The following is a 19,233-nucleotide window of genomic DNA, read 5'->3' as shown; positions in this document are numbered from 1 at the left end:
TGCTACACCGTCCTGATTCGCGGATCGATAAGGATATAGAGCATGTCGACGATCACGTTGACGATGATGAAGGTGATGGCAACGACGAGGACGACACCCTGGACGAGCATGACGTAGTTCGAGGTGACGCCCGAAAGGATGGCCATGCCCATGCCGGGAAGCGAGAAGATGACCTCCAAGACGACAGCGCCGCCGATCATGTAGCCGAACTTCAGGCCGAGCACGGTGACCGGCGTGATGAGCGCGTTGCGAAGCACGTTGCGCGCGACGACGGTGCCGTAGGGGATGCCGAAGCCGCGGGCGGTGCGCACGTAGTCCTTGTCGAGTTCCTCGACCATCGACGTGCGGATGATGCGCGTCATCTGGCCGGTAAGGGGAACGGCAAGCGCGATGCCCGGCATCGCCATGCGGGCCAGCCAGCCGGCGGGGTTTTCTGTCAGCGGGGGAAGCGCGCCGGATGCGGGGAGCATGTGCAGCGTGGAAGAGAACAAAAGGATGAACAGCACGGCGAGCCAGAACGACGGCGTTGCGATGCAGGCGATCGAGAAGATGCGGATGATCTGGTCAGGCCAGCGATCGCGATAGAGCGCCGAGATGACGCCCAAGATCGCGCTCGCGATGATCGCGATGATGAAGCCGAAGAACCCCAACTGCAGCGTGATAGGCAGCGCCGTTGCGATGCGGCCTGCGACGGATTGGCTTGCGGGGCCGAAGGTTCCCAGGTCACCATGGAAGAAGCCCGCCATGTAGTTGCAGTACTGCACGACAACAGGGTCATCGAGGCCGTGTTGCGTGCGGTAGGCTGCAAGTTGTTCCGGTGACGCGTTTTCGCCCAGGGCTGAGTACGCCTGATCGATTGGCGATAACGACATCAGGAAGAAGACGAGAACGGTGACACCGAAGATCATGATGGGCAGCCAAATCAGGCGGTTGCCAATCAATCGCAACAGGTTATTCACTGATGTCCCCTCCTTTCGATTTCTGCTCGTGAGAGCATTCCTAAATATTGTTCGGCACCTCTTCGAGCGGTGCCGCGCCCAAGAATTGCCAACCTAGCATTATAACGGTCGGTCTCATGGCAAAGTCCATTTTTTATCGCAAGCGCATAACTCGGCTAGCGTTATCGCAGCTGTTTTTCGCAAACGTGCCACCAGTTGTTGCCCGTGCCCTTCGCGTATTCGCACCCGACGCAGGGTTTCGTGCAAAATTCGACGGTCCTCATGTCGTCGGTTAGCAGCTCGCTTCCCTCGTAAGGGGTGCGGGGGAGAGCTTCGTCCGCGGCTTCCATTCCCCTTATGTACATCGCTGCAAGCTGCTTCATGCCGCGATTCGTGGGGTGCGTACCATCGATCGCCTCGTAGTCGAAGCCGAGGGCCGCCGCGTCGACGGGCGTGCAGTTGGGCTCGTCAGCTGCGGCGTCAAGGATGGCCTTGTTGTACTCGTCGACGCAGATGCCGCGAAACCATCGAGGTGAGGTCGACTTCTCCGCGCCCTTCACGCGCCCGGGGAGAAGTGTTGCTGCCCAGATGTGCGCGTTCGGCCACTTCTCGCGCATGGTGCGAAGCATGCTGCGATACGAGCTCGCGAACTTCTCAACTGCATCGTCGGGCGCGAGTCCCGCGACTTTCCCCTTGTCGGGACAGCTCGCCACAAGCTCTGCCGGCGCGTTCGGCGATCCGCCGCAAATCTGCGCGTAGGACGATCCCCACCCGTAGTCGTTGATGCCGATGTAGATGAGGATGTCGTTGGGCGTCTTCCCGTCGCGCTCGAGCGCAGCTATGCGGCGCTCGCTTGCGCCCTGGGGAAACACGTTGCCCTCGCACACGCAGCCCGACCATGCCGCGTTTGCGAGGAGCTCGCCGTCGAAGTGGTTGATGACCTGCATCCACCAGGTGTCGGCGGGCGTTTGCACCCCCGTCGCCTCACGTTGCTCGCCCGTATAGAAAATGCTCCAGCCATCGGGGGTCACTCCCTCGTAAGTGCTGATGGAGTCCCCGTACACTGAAAAAAGTCGCTTCATGCGAAACCTTTCCTCCCTCTTTCGACTGCAATGCAACCAGTATAGTTGCGCTTGCCCGCTTTCCGCGTTTCGCGGTTGTTTCGCAACAAAAAAGCCCGCCTGGGGGAGGCGGGCTTTCGCGCAATGCAAAGCAGGCTGTCACGCGAGCTTACTTGAGCTTTGCGTCCTGGAAGTACAGACCGGTGGTCGGGCTGGGCTCGAAGCCTTCGATCTTGTCTGCCCAGTAGCCGGTGAGAACCTTCTTGTGGAACAGCGGGTACAGCGGCACTTCCTCGGCGATGATGTCGAAGCACTTGTTGTAGGCTTCCTGACGAGCGCCCGCATCGGTGGCGCGGCGCGCCTCGTCGAGGTACTGGTTGAATTCGGTGCACTTGCCGTCGCCGGCCTTCGCCCAGCAGGTACGGCCCTGGCACCAGTCGGTGTTCTCGCCGTAGAACCAGGCCAGATGCACGTCGGCGTTGGTGCCGAAGCAGGACACGTCGCCGGGGGCCAGGAACACGTCGTAATCGAGCACGGAATTGTCTTCCTTGGCGGCGAGCGACGGATAGGGGGCAGCCTGGACGTCGAGCGTGCAGGTCAGGCCGACTGCCTGGAGATCCTGCTGAATCTGAGCAGCGAGATCTTTGATCCAGTTGTCGATGACGAGGAGCGTGAAGGAGAGGTTCTCCTGGCCCGCCTCCTTGAGCAGGGACTTCGCCTTCTCGGGGTCGTACTTGTAGACGGTGGAAGCCTCATGGTAGGCCGGGTTGTCCTTCGGCAGGTAGGACGTGAGCGTCTCCGCCTGGCCGCCGAGCTGGTTGGAGATGAGCTTGTCGTAGTCGATGGCGTAGAAGAAGGCCTGACGGACGCGCTTGTCGTTGAAGGGCGCCTTCTGGCAGTTGAACATGAGGAAGCCGATGCCGTAGCTGCTGACGCTGTCGACCGTGACGCCGGCGTTCACGAGCTGGTCGCTGTTGGCGAACGGGATGTTCTCGCCAGCGACAGCGGTGCCTTCCTGAAGGGCGGTCACGCGAGCGGTGTTGTCAACGCGGACGAGCCACTGCATAGCATCGGCGTTTGCCGGCTTTGCGCCGTTGTAGTTGGCGTTCGGCGCGAAGTTAAGCTCGCCGCCGTCCTCGCCGTTGCACTCGCCGAAGGCCCAGGCGCCCGACCCGATCGGCGGGGTAGACATGGATTCCTTGGTGATTTCGCTTGCCGGGAACACACGGCACAGGGACAGGCGCTCTTTGAGCAAGCTGTCGCTGTCGACCGAAGGATAGGCGAGCTTGAAGGAAACCGTGGAGGCGTCCTTGGCGGTGACTTCGTCGATGAAGGAGAGCATATCCTTGTAAGTTGCGTTGGCCTTGTTGGCCTCGACCACGGCGACGACGTCGTCGGCGGTCACTTCGGTGCCGTCGGAGTACTTGGCACCCTGGCGAAGCGCGACCTCGTACTCGGTGTCGGAAACCTTCGTCGGCTCGCCGGCTGCGAGGGCGGCTTCGGTCTTGCCGCTGAAGTAGTTGAGCTCATAGAGGCCCTCGAGGCAGTGCTGGATTGCGGGGAGCATGAGGGCAGAGCTTGCGCCGATGGGGTTGTAGTTGGCGTTCTTGTAGCTGCAAGCAGCAACGATGGTGCCACCACCCTTGGCGGTGCCGTCGGACTTCGCGCCGTCATCCTTCTTTTCACTAGATCCGCCACCGCAGCCGGTCAGCGAAAGCGCGGCGAGCGCGCCTGCGGCAGTGGCGCCGGCGACGAAGGAGCGACGAGTGAGTTTCACTTGTTCCATGGATTACCCTCCAACTTTTATCGTTCGGGGACGGCCCCCGTATGCTCGTGCGCCTTCCTTTTGCGCACGAACGTTTCACATTATCTTCGAAATCGCTTAATAAATAAAGGGAAAGTAGAGGAATTTGCCCATCTTGTTCGAAAGTTGTAACGTTTTGGCGAGGGGGACAATTCTAAGCACTGCTATCTCATTAGTCACGTTTGACCAGCGATGAAGTGGCCATGAGGTTCCTTTCTGTACCCGAAACATCCCTCTTGGGCCCCGTGTGCTTGCCTGTGTGCTCTGGCGCGCCCATTTACCGAAGCGTAACAACCCTTGCAAGCGCCGTTTCGCGCTGCAGGCGGGTGGAGCGCGCCTGCGCTGCTACCATTCGAGGTGTCTTTATGAACAGACGAGATTGTGCACGAGGGCGCAGGGGGCACGCCTCATGCGTCTTTGCCCTTCCGTAATAATCTGAGGAGAGTGAGCATGGCACGAGAATTCAAGTCGATGGACGGCAACTCCGCGGCGGCGTACGTTTCCTACGCGTTCACCGAGGTGGCGGGAATCTATCCCATCACGCCGTCGAGCCCGATGGCTGACCTGGTCGATCAGTGGTCCGCCCAGGGCAGGAAGAACATCTTCGGCACGCGCGTGAAGGTGTGCGAGATGCAGTCGGAAGGCGGCGCTTCGGGCACGATGCACGGCTCGCTCGCAGCGGGCGCTCTCACCACGTCCTACACTGCATCCCAGGGCCTCCTCCTCATGATTCCCAACATGTACAAGATGGCGGGCGAGCTGCTCCCCGGCGTCTTGCACGTCTCCGCCCGCACCGTGGCCACCCAGGCCCTGAACATTTTCGGCGACCACTCCGACGTCATGGCCTGCCGCCAGACCGGCTTCGCCATGCTCGCCGAGGGTAACGTGCAGGAAATCATGGACTTGGCTCCGGTGGCGCACCTGTCCGCTATCAAGGGTCGCGTCCCGTTTTTGAACTTCTTCGACGGCTTCCGCACTTCGCATGAGGTCCAGAAGGTCGCATGCTGGGATTATGCCGATCTTGCCGATATGTGCGACATGGACGCGGTACAGGCGTTCCGCGACCACTCGCTCAACCCTGAGCGCCCCTCCATGCGTGGCTCGCACGAGAACGGCGACATCTTCTTCCAGCACCGCGAGGCGTGCAACTCCTTCTACGACGAGCTTCCTGCCATCGTGGAGGACTATATGCACCAGATCAACGCCAAGCTCGGCACCAACTACGGGCTGTTCAACTACTACGGCGCGCCCGACGCCGACCGCGTGATCGTTGCCATGGGCTCGTTCTGCGACGTGGCCGAGGAGGTCATCGACTACCTCAACGCCCACGGCGAGAAGGTGGGCCTTGTGAAGGTGCGCCTGTACCGTCCGTTCGTGACGAGCAAGTTCGTAGCGGCGCTTCCCGAGACGGTGAAGAAGATCGCCGTGCTCGATCGCACGAAGGAGCCGGGCAGCGTCGGCGAGCCTTTGTACATGGACGTCCTGAACGCGCTTGCCATCGAGGGCCGCTCGGGTATCACCGTCGTCGGCGGCCGCTACGGCTTGGGCTCTAAGGATACCCCGCCCGCATCCGCGTTCGCTGTGTTCTCCGAGCTTGCGAAGGACGAGCCTCGCCGCCAGTTCACCATCGGCATCGTCGATGACGTGACCAACCTCTCGTTGCCTGAGGACCCCAACTGTCCGAACACCGCGGCGCCGGGGACTATCGAGTGCAAGTTCTGGGGCTTGGGCGGCGACGGCACGGTCGGCGCGAACAAGAACTCCATCAAGATCATCGGCGACCACACCGACAAGTATGTGCAGGCCTACTTCCAGTACGACTCCAAGAAGACGGGCGGCGTGACGATTTCGCATCTCCGCTTCGGAGACAGCCCGATCCGCAGCCCCTACTATATTAATAAGGCGGACTTCGTCGCCTGCCATAACCCCAGCTACATCACGAAGGACTTCCCTATCGTGAAGGACGTGAAGCCGGGCGGCACCTTCATGATCAACTGCCAGTGGACGCCCGAGGAGCTTGCGCACCACCTGTCCGCCGACGCCAAGCGCTACATCGCGAAAAACGACGTGCAGCTCTACACGATCAACGCGATCGACCTGGCTATCGAGATCGGCATGGGCAAGCGTACGAACACCATCCTGCAGTCGGCGTTCTTCACGCTTGCCGGCGTGCTCCCGCAGGCCGAGGCCATCCAATACATGAAGGATGCGGCTACGAAATCGTACCTGAAGAAGGGCCAGGCCGTCGTCGACATGAACCATAAGGCGATCGACGCCGGCGCGACCGCGTTCGTGAAGATCGACGTTCCCGCCGACTGGGCGGACGCCGCGGGCGACGCGGCTGCCCCCGAGCTTGAGGGCAAGCCAAAGCTCGTCAAGCAGGTGCGCGAGATCATGGAGCCCGTCGGCCGCATGGACGGCGACTCGCTGCCCGTCTCCGCGTTCGTCGGCCACGAGGACGGCCAGTTCGAGCAGGGCGCTTCCGCCTACGAGAAGCGCGGCGTTGCGGTAAGCGTTCCCAAGTGGGAATCCTCCACGTGCATCCAGTGCAACCAGTGTTCGTTCGTGTGCCCGCACGCTACGATCCGCCCCTATGCGCTCACCGACGAGGAAATCGCCGCAGCGCCTGAGAACCTTGTCGCCATCCCTATGAAGGGCAAGCTTAAGGACACTTACCGCTACACTCTCGCCATCTCGCCGCTCGACTGCATGGGCTGCGGCGTGTGCATCGGCGTGTGCCCCACCAACTCGCTTTCCATGGTCGGCGCCGAGGGAGAGCTTGCCGAGCAGGACGTGTTCGACTACTGCGTTGAGAAGGTGGCTGACAAGCCCGAGGTCCAGGACAACTCTGTGAAGGGCAGCCAGTTCAAGCAGCCCCTGCTCGAGTTCTCCGGCGCCTGCGCGGGTTGCGCCGAGACCTCCTACGCTCGCCTCGTCACCCAGCTGTTCGGCGACCGCATGTTCATCTCCAACGCGACTGGGTGCTCCTCCATCTGGGGTGGTCCTGCTGCGACGTCGCCGTACACGGTCAACAAGGAAGGTCGCGGCCCCGCTTGGGCGAACTCGCTGTTCGAGGACAACGCCGAGCACGGCTACGGCATGCTGCAGGGTCACACCGCCGTCCGCCAGATGGTGATCGAGCAGACCGAGCAGCTGCTTACCGCTGGCGCTCCCGAGGGTGCGGCTGCCGCGGCGCAGGCGTGGCTCGACGCGCGCGATGACTCCGCGGCTTCGAAGGACGCTTCCGCTGCCTATGTTGTCGAGCTCGAGAAGCTTGCGGAAGGCGAAGGGGAGGCGGCGGTACTTGCTGCCAAGATTCTCGCGAACAAGGATTACCTTGCGAAGAAATCCATCTGGATCTTTGGCGGCGACGGCTGGGCCTACGATATCGGTTACGGCGGACTCGACCATGTGCTCGCGTCCGGCGAGGACGTGAACGTGTTCGTCTTCGATACCGAGGTGTATTCCAATACCGGCGGCCAGGCATCCAAGGCATCCAACATCGGCCAGGTCGCACAATTCGCGGCGGCGGGCAAGAACATTGCCAAGAAAAGCCTCGCCGAGATCGCCATGCAGTACGGCTATGTGTACGTGGCGCAAGTCGCCATGGGCGCAAAACCGGCGCAGACGCTCAAGGCTATCGCCGAGGCCGAGGCATATCCGGGGCCGTCGCTTATCATCGGTTATTCTCCCTGCGAGATGCATGCCATCAAGGGCGGCATGAAGAACTGCCAGGAGGAGATGAAGAAGGCCGTCGATTGCGGGTACTGGAACCTCTTCCGTTACAACCCGGCAGCCCCTGCGGGCAAGAAGTTCACCCTCGATTGCAAGGAGCCTGCTGGCGGCTACCAGGAGTTCCTCATGAACGAGGCGCGCTACAGCCGACTCACGCGCGAGTTCCCCGAGCGTGCGGCCGAGCTCTTCGAGCGCAACGAGGAAGCGGCGATCGAGCGCTACAACCATTTGGTGAAGCTGAAGGAGCTCTACGCCGAGGACTAACGAGGCGGAAGGGCTTATATCGAAGCACATAGAGAGGGCGCGGTTCTCGCAAGGGGGCCGCGCCCTCCTTTGCTATGTGGGATTTTGCACGTCGGAAGACGAGGTGGCGGTTGATTTCTCGGACGGAATGCTCGGGGAGCTGCGGCAGGCGGTTGCCGAAGCCGGCGTCGAGGATCGCTTCTCCATCTTCTGTCGCGCATGGCAGGAGAGCTGGGACGGCATCATGATGGACTACACGCAGGAGACGCGCTGGGCCGTCCTTTGTTGGAGGCCGCTTTAGCCGCGCCCGCTCGTATGTCAACGTAAGAATGTCGTGCGCAGCTTCGTGCGGCAAAGCGCGTCCCGTATAATGCTTCTCATGCGATAGATGCAATCGAAAGGGGAGCGCATGGCAGACAAGAACAACAAGGGCTACGGTGTTCCTGCGGCTCCCGCTGTGCCTGCCTCTCCTGCGAAGCCGGCTGCTCCCGCGGCACCTGCCGGGCGGCCGGGGAAGTCCTCGGACAACGCTTCGCCTAACGTTCGGGAAGTATCTGCGAAAGAGCGCATTGACGCTCGTCGCCGCGAGCTCGAAAAGAAGCTCGCCGCTAAGGCGACCGCGGGTTCCTCGGAGGCTCGCAAGAGCTCGTCCCCGAAGGCATCCTGTGCAGATAAGGGAGCATCTCCGCAGGCGGGAAGCTCGCCGACGCGCACTGCTTCTCCCGCAGGAACGGGAAGGCGCCCTGCGGCGGCACCCTTCTTAGAGGAGCATCCCCATCCGAAAGGTGTTTCCGACCGCTTGCGCCAAACGATGGCGCACACGACGTCGGGGCGGCCGAAGGACGCGTTCGGCAAGGGAATGAAAAAGCCCCAAGCGACGGTCAGGCCGGAAGGCGGCAAGCCCGCTTCGCCCGAAGAGGCTCCTAAGAAGAAGTCCTGCCTCAGCTCCATATTCGGCATCATCATCGCCCTTATCTTGCTCTCCCAGGTCGGAGGATGTGTGGCGTCTTGCGTGGGGGATGTTTTCGATTCGATCGATGACGAAACCTCGAGCTGGTTTGAGGACTCGGGCTCGGAGCGCCAGGACGGCTCTTCTAGTTCCATGAACAGCTTCTCCAACGATGAAGCCGACGAGGCTGCGGCGCTTGCGTCCGCGCGCGATGCTTTGGCGTCGCTCGATTCGCGCGAGAAGATCGTCGACCGCATTGCACAAGGGATAAATGCGAGATACGTCAAGATGTTCGGGTTCTCTGCTGACGATGCGGGCATTGATTCGAAGGAGCTTGCGCGCTGGTTCATCGAGGGGGCATCATGCACGGTCGGCGATGACGACGTCTTCGTCTACACTGACGGTACTGCTGACGTGTTCGCCGACTGCGCGAGCGTTCCGGTATACAACTTCGTGTCGGCGGTTGACGATGCGGCGCGGTCGCTCGCAGCGGGCTCGCGCACTCCCACAAAGCAGCAGGTCGCTGCGGCAACGGAGACGGCGAAGGGGCACGCGAACTCCGAGTACGCTTTCATCATGTTCTCGCTTATCAAGACCGATGCTGGCTGGGTGCTCGATGAGGATGCTTTTGTGAGCGACACTGCCGACCACCTGTTCGGATTGTAAGGAGCCTTGCCATGAAGATTCCGAGCGAGGTTGTTATCAAAGCGCGGTCGCTCAGGATGGGAAACGGCGTGAGCGTTCCTGCCATCCTGTTTGTCTGCGGCGCCTGCGGGCGCGTGCTCAAGCCCGGCGAAGGCTCGCGCACGTGTCCCGACTGCGGAAGCCGCGATATAGAGACTCGGGTCGACCCTTCGCGAAGCGTCGTCGTCCGGCGTGCTTGTTGAGGATAGGACGTTCCGCCGGTCTGGCGGGAAATACGGCAAGAATCTTCGGCTACTTCTTTAATTGGTACATATGTTCGTGTATACTGAGCCCATGAATACGAACGAACATATTTCATACGACGTAGTCCTGCTCCCAACATACGCCGAGGCGCTTTCCTATCGGAAGCGCGTTGCCGCCGAGGCCGGTCCCCGTGCGCTTTTTGGAGTGACGGTCGCCACGTTTCCCGCCTGGGTTGCCGATCTCTGGGAACTCTTCGGCGACGGCCGGGTTATCGCGAGCCCTCTCGAGGTGGAGGCGCTCTCCGCGTCGCTGTGCTCGAAGGACCCGGCTGTGGCAGATTGCGCCCGCGTGGTGACGGCCTGCCTTCAAAGCGCGGGAATACCAGCTTTCGACAAAGCGTGCGCCCGTGCGAAGCGCGGTGAGGATTGCGGGGTCACTTTCGCGCAGGCTCGCGTGCTGCGCCTGTGCGCCGACGTGCGCGATGCGCTGCGCGACACCGGTCGTGTGCTTGCGGGGGAAGCGCTCAAGATACTTCCAGACGCCATGCCGTCGCGGCCCTTGCGCATGCTTGTCGAGTGCTCTTCGCCCTTGTCGGCGCAGCAGCGGGCATTCCTCGAGGCGTGTCCGCTTATCAGCTACAAGGTTCGTATGGCACCTGGCGGGGGAGGGATTCGTCGTGCGCTCGAGGGCGTTCTCGTGAGGTTCGCCTTCCCCTCGGGCCGCTATGCCGAGCCGGCAACTTTGCGCGATATCCTTTGCGCCGAAGGGCGCGAAGGCGCACTCGTCGCTTGTAAGGAGCCCCTTTTCCTGTTCGAGAAGCTTGCGCCCGCGCTTGCGGAGGCGGGGCTTTCGTGCGCCGTTCGCGCAGGCGTTCCCTTTGCCCAGACCGACTTCGGGCGCGCAATGCTCTCGCTTCGGCGCTTTCTCGTATCCGAGGCCTGGCGCTCGGGCGATCTTGCAGATTATCTGCTCTCGCCCTTCTCGGGGTTCTCTGTCGAGGGCGCCTACTCCATCGATGCGCAGGTTCGCGGCAACCGTCTCATCGATCGCGAGTCGATAACGGCGTCGCTGCGCGAGAAGAGCCGCCTGTTCGAGGCGATGGAGGACATCGCGACTGAACGAGACGCCGACATACTACTCGGCGAGCTCGAGGACGCGGTGCGCTCGATGGTTAAAAGGTCCGAAGCCTGGCGCCGCGAGCAGCTTGCGGCGATGGCGTCGCTGCGGGACGTCGCCTCGGCGGCCCGTCTCGCCGACCTCGATATGGAAGGGGTCGTCGATCTTCTGGCCCATTCGAGCGTCGATGCTTCACGCTCGTTGGACGTGGGCGATGACGGACGCTCTCGCGGTAACGATCTCGCGGCCTTTCCTGCCGATGTCGTGTTCGCGGACTATCGACACGCGATGTCTTTCCCCTCTGCATCCTGCGATATTGCCGTTGCGTGCGATCTCACGAGCGCCGCATTCCCCGCTTCCGATTCCGACGATGCGGCGACAACGCTTCTCGCCAAGTTGGGAATATTCCCAGACGACGATGCGCTCTCTCGTATGCGCCGATCGTTTACAGCCCTGTTGGCGGCGCCTCGCAAGACGTTCCTTGTCGTTCGTTGCCTCAACGACGAGAATGCCGACTCGACGTATCCCGCCGCCGTCCTCGAGGAATTCATCGACTGCTATCGCGAGGATCCGTCCGCAACCGACGACATCAAGAATCCCTTCATGTTGCCCGCTTGTTTGCAGGAGGGGATCGTCGAGCGCGGGGAGGAGACCCTTGTCGAGAATGCCGTCATGGCGGGCGGTGACCTGCCATGCGAGATGGTCGAGCTTCCCGTGCCCGGCGAGGTGTCGGCGTCGAAGCGCCCGCTTGTCGTGTTGCCGCGCGTAGTGGCAGGGCAGGTGGTCGACGAGCCGTGCCTTTCTCCCTCTCAGATCGAAAGCTATCTGGAGTGCCCGTACAAGTGGTTCGCCCAGCGCCGTTTGCGTCTCGAAGGGCTCGACGAGGGATTTGGCCCGCTGCAGATGGGCGATTTCGCCCACAGTGCGCTCAAGAGCTTCTACACCCATTTCCAAGAAGAGGTCGCACCCAAGGTGACGCGCGAAACAATTGATTCCGCCCGTGCCATCATGCGCGATGTGCTCGATCGGCACGAATCGCACCAATACGACCTGAAGCCTTCGGACAACCGTCTCGTTCCCACGACGGAGCTCGAACGGCGCGACGTGGATTCCCTCAAGCGCAAGCTGCTCGACTACCTCGATTACGAGGCCGAACTTCTGCCGACGTTTCACCCTGCATATCTGGAATACAACGTTGCGGAAGGTGCAACGGCAGAATACGCAGGTCATCTGCTCGTTGGAACGGCGGACCGCATCGATGTCGACGATGGGGGACACGCCGTGGTGCTCGACTACAAGGCGTCGGTTTCCCCAGAACACGAGCTTGCCGTGCGCGAAGAGGGAAGGCTTGGCAAGGTGCAGACGCTCATCTATGCTCAGGTGGCCCGCCGAATGCTCGGGCTTAACCCTGTCGGTGCGCTCTATGTTTGTTACGGAAAGAGGTGCGCCGTTACCGGAGCCTATGACGCTACCGTACTCGAGTCGCCGCACCTTCCTTCCATGCGTCACGACAAATGCGAGTTCGCGCCGCGGGACGGTGAGTCATTTGCCGACCTGCTCGACAGGACCGAAGAGGCGATCGCCCGCGGTGTCGAGCGCATGCTTTCAGGCGACGTACGCCCCGAGCCTTCAAGCCCCCATGCATGCACCTGGTGCCCGGTGCTCTCATGCGCAGAAAGAAGGGCATAGCATATGGCTCTCACTCCTGGACAGAAACAATGCGTCGATACGCTCGTGGGCCCTGTGGCGGTGTCTGCCGGTGCAGGCAGCGGAAAGACGTTCACGCTTACTCGTCGCATCGTTCATTCGCTTGAATGCGGGTTCGTTTCCGGCATCGACGAGGTGCTCGCGATTACGTTCACCTCGAAGGCGGCGGGCGAGATCAAGTCGCGTGTGAAGGGCGCGCTCAAGGCCTGTGGGCGGACTGACCAGGCGCTTCTCGTCGACTCCGCCTGGATTTCCACCATTCATGGTGCCTGCGCCCGCATGCTGCGAGCCCATGCGCTCGACTTAGGGATCGCCCCCGATTTCACGGTGGCGGATGAGGCGGCTGCGAACGATATGCTCGATGCCTCGCTCGAGGAGGTGCTCGGATCTGAGAATGACATCATCTCGCCGGGCGACTACGATGCGCTATTCACGGAGTATGCAGCTCGTCAGGCGGGATCGATGTCCGCCGCAAGCGTTGAAGGCATGGTGCGCGACATCGTCGTTGCTGCGCAATCGAGCCCCGAAGGGATGGCGTCTATCGTGCCGGCGCCGTCGGCGGCATCGCCCCGCAAGCTTATGGCGCGCATGGCGTCTTTGGCGGGCGATATCACGGTGATGTGCGAGGCTCAAAAGCCGGGAAAGACCCGTGATGCGTTCCTCGACGGTACGGCCCGTGCGCTCGAGGGGCTCGAGGACGCGCAGCAGCAGGGTGCGGAACCATCGCCTGAGCAGGTCTTAGAGCTATTCAACGCGTTTCCTGTTCCCAGTCGTGCGTTCGGCACGTCTGAATACAAAGAGTACGCAACCGAAGCGGCGCAAGGGTATCTCTCCTTGATGATGGAAGCTCGCCTTGCCCTTGCCGAGCCGCGCATGCGCGAGGTGATCGACCTGTCGGCCCGTGTCTTTGATGCGTATCGCCGGCGCAAGCGCGAGGCGGGCGTGCTCGACAACGACGACCTGCTCACGATGGCGTCGCGCATGTTCAGCGAGCACCCTGAAATCGCTGCCGAGTACGCCGATCGCTTCAAGCTGATTATGGTCGACGAGTTCCAAGACACCGATCAGCTGCAGGTGAACATGATCAAGCGCATGGCGGGCAAGAACTTCGAGCGCCTGTGCACGGTTGGCGATGCGCAGCAGAGCATCTACCGTTTCCGCGGGGCGGACGTCTTGGTCTACGACAGGCACCTTGCATCGGTGGCAAGCACTAACGAAGCAGGGCTCATCGAGCTTGCCGATAATTTCAGAAGCCATGGTGATGTGCTCGCGTTCGTCGACTGCGTGTTCAGTCAGCCGAGTGTGTTCGGGCGCTCGTTTATGTCGCTTTCCGCATCGCGCGACCCTGGACGCATTGACTACCCCTACCAGGGGTCTGATCCGCGCATCGAAGTGCAGCTCACCACCTATCCTCGAGGTGTTGCCTCAGATGCGGCGCGCGCTACGGTTGCGCAGCGGATTGCGGAGCGTTTTGCGAAGCTTGTCGACGAGGGCCATTCGGCGGGTGACATGGTGGTCTTGCTTGGCAGCATGCGGTGTGCCGATATTTATGCTGATGCTATACGCGAGAAGGGGCTTTCCTGCGTGGTCTCAGGGGGGTCCATATTCGGCCGCGCGCCGGAAGTGCGCCTTGCGGTGCGGCTCGCCGAGGTCATTGCGAACCCCAAGGATACTGAAGCCCTTTTCGAGGTGCTCTCGAGCGAAATCTTCGCACTCACTGCAGACGATTTCATCGACCTTTCGACAGGCCTTGACGAGCTGCGCGGCATTCCCCGCCGCCGTTCGCTCGATTCCGGTGTGTCAGTGTGCGCCGCCGCTGAAGGCGAAGCATCGCTTGCGCCTGGTCTCCGCGCTGCGGTAAGAACGCTGAAAAAGGCGGCATCCCGTGTGAGGCTCGAGCCCCTCTCTGAGGTTATGGAAGGCGTTCTCGTCGATTCTGGCTGGCTACGCCGGCTCGAGGACGAAGGCGCCGAAGGGCTTGCGCGTGCGGCAAATGTCTATAAGGCATGCCGTCTTGCTCGCGATATCGAGCGCAGGAAAGGGTCGGGTCCCGCTCAGACAGCAGTCGAGCTGCGCGCGCATGTCGAAATCGCGAAAGAGGCCCCAGGGTCGCTTTCCTCGAAAGCGGGAGATTTTGTTCGCATCATGACAGTTCATGCGAGCAAAGGCCTCGAATTTCCCATTGTTGCGGTGGCGGAGCTGCGTTCCGACGAGGTGCGCTCATCTCGGATGGTGCGGACCACGCTCGATGGCAAAACCTACCTCTCGCTCGATGCGGGAGCGACGGCAACGCGCTTGACCGCGAAGCAGTCGCAGCTCATCGCGAAATGTACGTCGGTGGACCCTTTCGAGGGAAGCGAAGGCGACGAGTTCTACCAGCAGCTGATCGAGAACCCTGGCGACCACAGCCCCGTGGAGATTCGCTGCGCGATTCGCCAGCATGAGTATCTCGGTGAAACTGAGGAGACGCGTCGGCTTCTCTATGTCGCGCTCACCCGCGCAAAGGAAGCGATCGTTTGCGCAATTGCCGGGAAGGCGACAAAGGACGACCCGACAGGCCTTGCAAAGAGCGTGTGGGGAAGTGTGGAGTCCGCCCTATGCGGGGAAGGCAATGCCTTCGAGTCGGGCGTGTCTCTTCTCGATTTCGGCGGCGAGTCTCCTGCGCGCGTTGAGCGCATCGACTTGGCTGTTGAGTCGGAAGAACCTTGTGATTCTGAAGGCGTCGACGCCGAAGACAACGATGAAGCGGCAAATCAAGAAGAAGGGTGCTCGCTTGAGGACGGATCCAACTTAGCGCGTCAAGCTATCGCGATTCCCGAGGTCTTGCCCTACTGTGAGCTGTCAGCACAGGCGTGGCCTGCGTCCCGTGCCGATGTGTTCAGCTATTCGTCGATCGCACACGGGTCATCGGATGAGGTTGAAGTCGACTCGTTTGAGGATGATCGCGCATTGTCGAAAGTGCAGTTCGTCGAAGAGCCTGGTTTTTCGGAGGCGGACGAGACGGCGTGGACTGCGATTCGAGCTTCGCTTTCGAGAGATGCCGACAAGGCGACGGACTTGGGCACCGCCTTCCATAGGCTTGCCCAGCAGGCGGTATGCGCCCATAACGAGGGTGCTCCCCTCATCTGCCCTGGCAAATCGCACGTCGACGCGCTTGCTCGCCATTGCGGGCTGTCCGACTTGCAGCGCATTCGCCTCACTGAAGCGCTTTCGCGATGGTTTGAAAGCGATGTTGCGGCACGCGTCGTGACATTTTCCCGCCTTCGCGCGGAAGTTCCCTTCTTCGTGCGCGTGGGTCGTGGAGTCGACGCTCCTTTCATGGAGGGGGAAATCGACCTTCTTGCCGACGGGGAAGACGGTCGCACAGCGCTCGTCGTAGACTATAAAACAGGTGGGTCGCCAGGGGAAACGCCGGCACAGTTGCACGAAAAGCATCGACTTCAGGCGCTTTGCTACGCGTATGCCCTGCTCATGCAAGGCTATGAATCCACGGAGTTCGCATTCGTGCGCGTGGAACAGCCCGACGATACCAAAGAAGGCCAGCCGCAGCAGGTGAACTATACCTTTACCGCAGCTGACCTTCCGACAATCGAAGGGGAGATACTTGCGCGCTACGCGAGCAGCTTCTCCGCGTAAGCGATCTTCACGCAGCAGACGAACACGTTGAGCGCCTCGCGAAGCTCGTAGAGCGGGGGGAGCGTGGGCGCGATGCGAATGTTGCTGTCGTAGGGGTCGTGCTTGTACGGCCAGGTCGCGCCAGCATCCGTCATCGTGACGCCCGCTTCCTTCGCGAGCTGCACGATGCGCTTTGCACACCCCTCAGGTGCGTCGAAGGACACGAAGTATCCGCCGCGCGGCTTGGTCCATGTGCACCCGCCGACTTCGGAAAGGCCCATGGTGAGCTCGTTTTCGACGAGCGTGAACTTCGGGCGCAGGATATCGGCATGCTTCTCCATGTGGGCGGCGAGGCCGTCGGCGTTCTTCAAAAACCTCACGTGACGAAGTTGGTTGAGCTTGTCGTAGCTGATGACGGTCGTAGCCATGCGCTTCTTGATCTCGGCGATATTGTCGGGGCTCGCGGCGATGGCAGAGATGCCGGCTCCAGGAAGCGTTACCTTCGACGTGGACGCGAACTTGAAGTAACGGTCGGGGTTGCTCGCTTCTCGGCATGCTTCGGCGATGTCGAGAAGTTGGTCCTGGTCGGCCTTAAATGGGTTCAGGTGATGGACGCTGTAGGCGTTGTCCCAGAAGATGCGGAAATCATTCGCAGCGCAGGGCATGGTCGCCAAACGACGAACGACATCCTTGGAATAGGTGACGCCGCCGGGGTTGGAGTACTTCGGAACGCACCAGATACCCTTCACGGAATCGTCCTCGGCGACGATTCTCTCGACCTCATCCATGTCAGGGCCGTTTTCGTTCATCTTCACAGGAATCATCTCAATGCCGAACGATTCCGTGATGCCGAAGTGACGGTCGTAACCAGGAACGGGGCAGATCCACTTGATTCCCGGATACTGCGCCCAGGGTTTGCTGCCGAGGGTGCCGAAGTCGAGGCATCGCGCGACGGCATTGCCCATGAGCGTCAGGCTCGAGTTTCCGCCGACGATCACATTTTCCGGTGCATCATCGAGCATCGTTGCCATCAGGCGCTTCGCCTCGGGAAGACCATCGAGCACGCCGTAGTTGCGACAGTCGGTGCCGTCCTCGGCGATGCAATCCTGCGCGCTGGAAATACAGGAGAGCAGGGGCAGGCTCAAATCGAGCTGCTCTGCGCTCGGTTTGCCGCGAGCCATATTGAGTGAAAGACCCTTTGCTTTGAACTGCGCGTACTCTTCTTTTAATCGATCGAGCTCGCTTTGGAGCTCCGCGCGATCCATTTGTTCGAATGCAGCCATTTCTCATCCTTTGCCGTGTGCGGCGAAACGTGCGACACGCCGCGAATCTTGCTGACTTTGATATTACGTTTGCACGCGCGATGCGACAAGTTTCAATTGCGAGAAATCCTCGGCATCCTCGCGTATCGCAGGTATCGACACCACTCAAACACCCTTTCATGCTCTTTACTAAAGAGAGCGAAAGGGTCGCCGTTTCGCGAATCGTACACACAGCGACCGAAATATCACTTTAGTCGGGAAAAGTATGCCGTATAATTCGCCTATTCGGCTATCGAGAGGGATGAAAATGGTTACTGGTGATTTTTGGGTACTCCTGGCGATGCTTCTGTATTTCATCGTCGTTGTGCTCATCGGCTTCGTCTATGCGAAGAAGTCGAACGCCTCAAGCGAGGCGTACTTTCTCGGCGGTCGCGGGCTCGGCCCGTGGCTCACGGCGCTTTCCGCGGAAGCGTCGGACATGTCCGGATGGCTGCTCATGGGCCTTCCCGGCGTCGCGTACTTCACGGGCGCGTCGGACGCCATGTGGACGGCAATCGGCCTTGCGATCGGCACGTATCTCAATTGGAAGTTCGTGGCGAAGCGTCTGCGCAAGTACTCTGAGGTGGCGAACAATTCCATCACCGTCCCCGACTTCTTCTCGAACCGCTTCCACGACAACAAGCATGTTCTCATGACAATCGCGGCAATCATCACGCTCGTTTTCTTCTCGATTTACACGGGAAGCTGCTTTGTGACCTGCGGTAAGCTGTTCTCGACGCTCTTCGGGCTCGACTACGCGACGATGATGGTGCTCGGTGCCATCATCGTGTTCCTCTACACGTTCGTCGGCGGATATCTCTCCGTCTGCACGACCGACCTTATCCAGGGCACGCTCATGTTCTTCGCACTTGCCACGGTGTTCATCGGCAGCGTCGCGCAGGCGGGCGGCGTTGAGAACACGGTCGCTTTCCTGCAGGATATCCCCGGATACCTTTCGGGCACGCAGATTGCAACCCCAATTCTCGATGCGGCGGGCAATCAAGTCGTCGAGAACGGCGCACCGCTGTTCGGAGCAGCGGGGGAGTACGGGCTCATCACCATCGTGTCGGGTCTCGCGTGGGGCCTGGGATACTTCGGTATGCCCCAGGTGCTCGTGCGCTTCATGAGCGTGCGTCATTCCGACGAAATCAAGAAGTCCCGCATTATCGCGATGATCTGGCTGGTGGTGTCACTTTCGAGTGCGGTGTGCATTGGCCTTATCGGACGCGCGGTCATCCCGACGGAGTTCCTCACACAGTCTGCCGCGGAAAACGTCTTCGTCGTGCTCTCGCGCATGATTCTGCCATCCTTCGCCTGTGGCCTCGTCGTTTCGGGTATCTTCGCCGCGGCGATGAGCTCCTCGTCTTCCTATCTGCTCATTTCCGGCTCGGCGGTCGCAACGAACATCTTCAAGGGCCTGATCAAGCGCGACGCGACCGATCGCCAGGTTATGATCGTCGCCCGTTTCACCTTGGCGGCCGTTCTTCTGTTCGGCATCATCATCGCGATGGATTCCAACTCGTCCATCTTCAACGTCGTGTCCTACGCATGGGCGGGCTTCGGTGCGTCGTTTGGCCCCCTCGTGCTGTTCTCCCTGTACTGGAAGCGCACGACGCTGCAAGGTGGTATCGCCGGTATGCTCGTCGGTGCTGCGTCGGTCTTCGCGTGGCATAATCTGGTGAAACCCCTCGGCGGCTGGTTCGGCGTATATGAGCTCTTGCCGGCATTCGTGTTCGCCTGCATCGCCATCGTGGTGGTCTCGCTGCTCACGAAGAAGCCTTCCGAGGAAATCGAGAAGGAATTCGATACCTACATGGATCTCGACGTGTAGCGCACCTTCGACACCAATTGAGAGAAACGGCCCCTGTGCAGACAG

The 19,233-nt window shown here is 61.0% G+C and carries 11 protein-coding genes; 7 read left to right on the top strand and 4 right to left on the bottom strand.

Annotation, left to right across the window (positions count from 1 at the left end):
* Positions 1-2: 2 nt before the first annotated feature.
* The 3 genes from F8C90_RS06725 to F8C90_RS06715 all read right to left on the bottom strand — a co-directional run bounded on the left by F8C90_RS06725 (position 3) and on the right by F8C90_RS06715 (position 3,785).
* On the bottom strand, positions 3-959 hold the full coding sequence (locus F8C90_RS06725) for an ABC transporter permease (protein WP_158049752.1): 957 nt from the start codon (positions 957-959) through the stop codon (positions 3-5).
* A gap of 161 nt (positions 960-1,120) precedes the next feature.
* Positions 1,121-2,020, bottom strand: coding sequence for an SGNH/GDSL hydrolase family protein (locus tag F8C90_RS06720; protein ID WP_158049751.1), 900 nt, complete (start codon positions 2,018-2,020; stop codon positions 1,121-1,123).
* A gap of 148 nt (positions 2,021-2,168) precedes the next feature.
* The gene (locus F8C90_RS06715) at positions 2,169-3,785 is read right to left on the bottom strand and encodes an ABC transporter substrate-binding protein (protein ID WP_158049750.1); all 1,617 of its coding nucleotides are present in this window, start codon (positions 3,783-3,785) and stop codon (positions 2,169-2,171) included.
* Between the two features lie 468 nt (positions 3,786-4,253).
* Here F8C90_RS06715 and nifJ point away from each other — a divergent pair, with 468 nt between their 5' ends.
* The 6 genes from nifJ to F8C90_RS06685 all read left to right on the top strand — a co-directional run bounded on the left by nifJ (position 4,254) and on the right by F8C90_RS06685 (position 16,077).
* The gene (gene nifJ, locus F8C90_RS06710) at positions 4,254-7,802 is read left to right on the top strand and encodes a pyruvate:ferredoxin (flavodoxin) oxidoreductase (RefSeq protein ID WP_158049749.1); all 3,549 of its coding nucleotides are present in this window, start codon (positions 4,254-4,256) and stop codon (positions 7,800-7,802) included.
* Positions 7,803-7,878: 76 nt separating this feature from the next.
* Positions 7,879-8,082 carry a hypothetical protein gene (locus F8C90_RS06705; protein ID WP_158049748.1) on the top strand — a complete coding sequence of 68 codons (204 nt, stop codon included), beginning with the start codon at positions 7,879-7,881 and terminating at the stop codon, positions 8,080-8,082.
* A 108-nt stretch (positions 8,083-8,190) separates the two neighbouring features.
* Positions 8,191-9,396, top strand: a complete 1,206-nt coding sequence (locus F8C90_RS06700) for a hypothetical protein (RefSeq protein ID WP_158049747.1) — start codon at positions 8,191-8,193, stop codon at positions 9,394-9,396.
* 11 nt (positions 9,397-9,407) lie between these two features.
* Positions 9,408-9,617: a hypothetical protein gene (locus tag F8C90_RS06695; protein WP_158049746.1), complete on the top strand. Its 210-nt coding sequence runs from the start codon at positions 9,408-9,410 to the stop codon at positions 9,615-9,617.
* Between the two features lie 91 nt (positions 9,618-9,708).
* Positions 9,709-12,423, top strand: coding sequence for a PD-(D/E)XK nuclease family protein (locus F8C90_RS06690; RefSeq protein WP_170264579.1), 2,715 nt, complete (start codon positions 9,709-9,711; stop codon positions 12,421-12,423).
* A gap of 3 nt (positions 12,424-12,426) precedes the next feature.
* Positions 12,427-16,077, top strand: coding sequence for a UvrD-helicase domain-containing protein (locus F8C90_RS06685; RefSeq protein WP_158049744.1), 3,651 nt, complete (start codon positions 12,427-12,429; stop codon positions 16,075-16,077).
* On the opposite strand, the gene F8C90_RS06680 is transcribed toward F8C90_RS06685, so the two are convergent.
* Entirely contained in the window at positions 16,053-17,321 is a 1,269-nt protein-coding gene (locus F8C90_RS06680) for an aspartate aminotransferase type Ic (RefSeq protein WP_425481728.1), read from the bottom strand. The genes F8C90_RS06685 and F8C90_RS06680 overlap by 25 nt on opposite strands.
* A gap of 304 nt (positions 17,322-17,625) precedes the next feature.
* Here F8C90_RS06680 and putP point away from each other — a divergent pair, with 304 nt between their 5' ends.
* On the top strand, positions 17,626-19,188 hold the full coding sequence (gene putP / locus F8C90_RS06675; RefSeq protein WP_158049742.1) for a sodium/proline symporter PutP: 1,563 nt from the start codon (positions 17,626-17,628) through the stop codon (positions 19,186-19,188).
* The last annotated feature ends 45 nt before the right edge of the window (positions 19,189-19,233 follow it).

It is taken from the genome of Ellagibacter isourolithinifaciens, assembly GCF_008831035.1.
Lineage (GTDB): Bacteria > Actinomycetota > Coriobacteriia > Coriobacteriales > Eggerthellaceae > Ellagibacter > Ellagibacter isourolithinifaciens.
The sequence above is the reverse complement of the archived record's forward strand: the minus strand, read 5'-3'. Positions and strand labels throughout refer to the sequence as shown.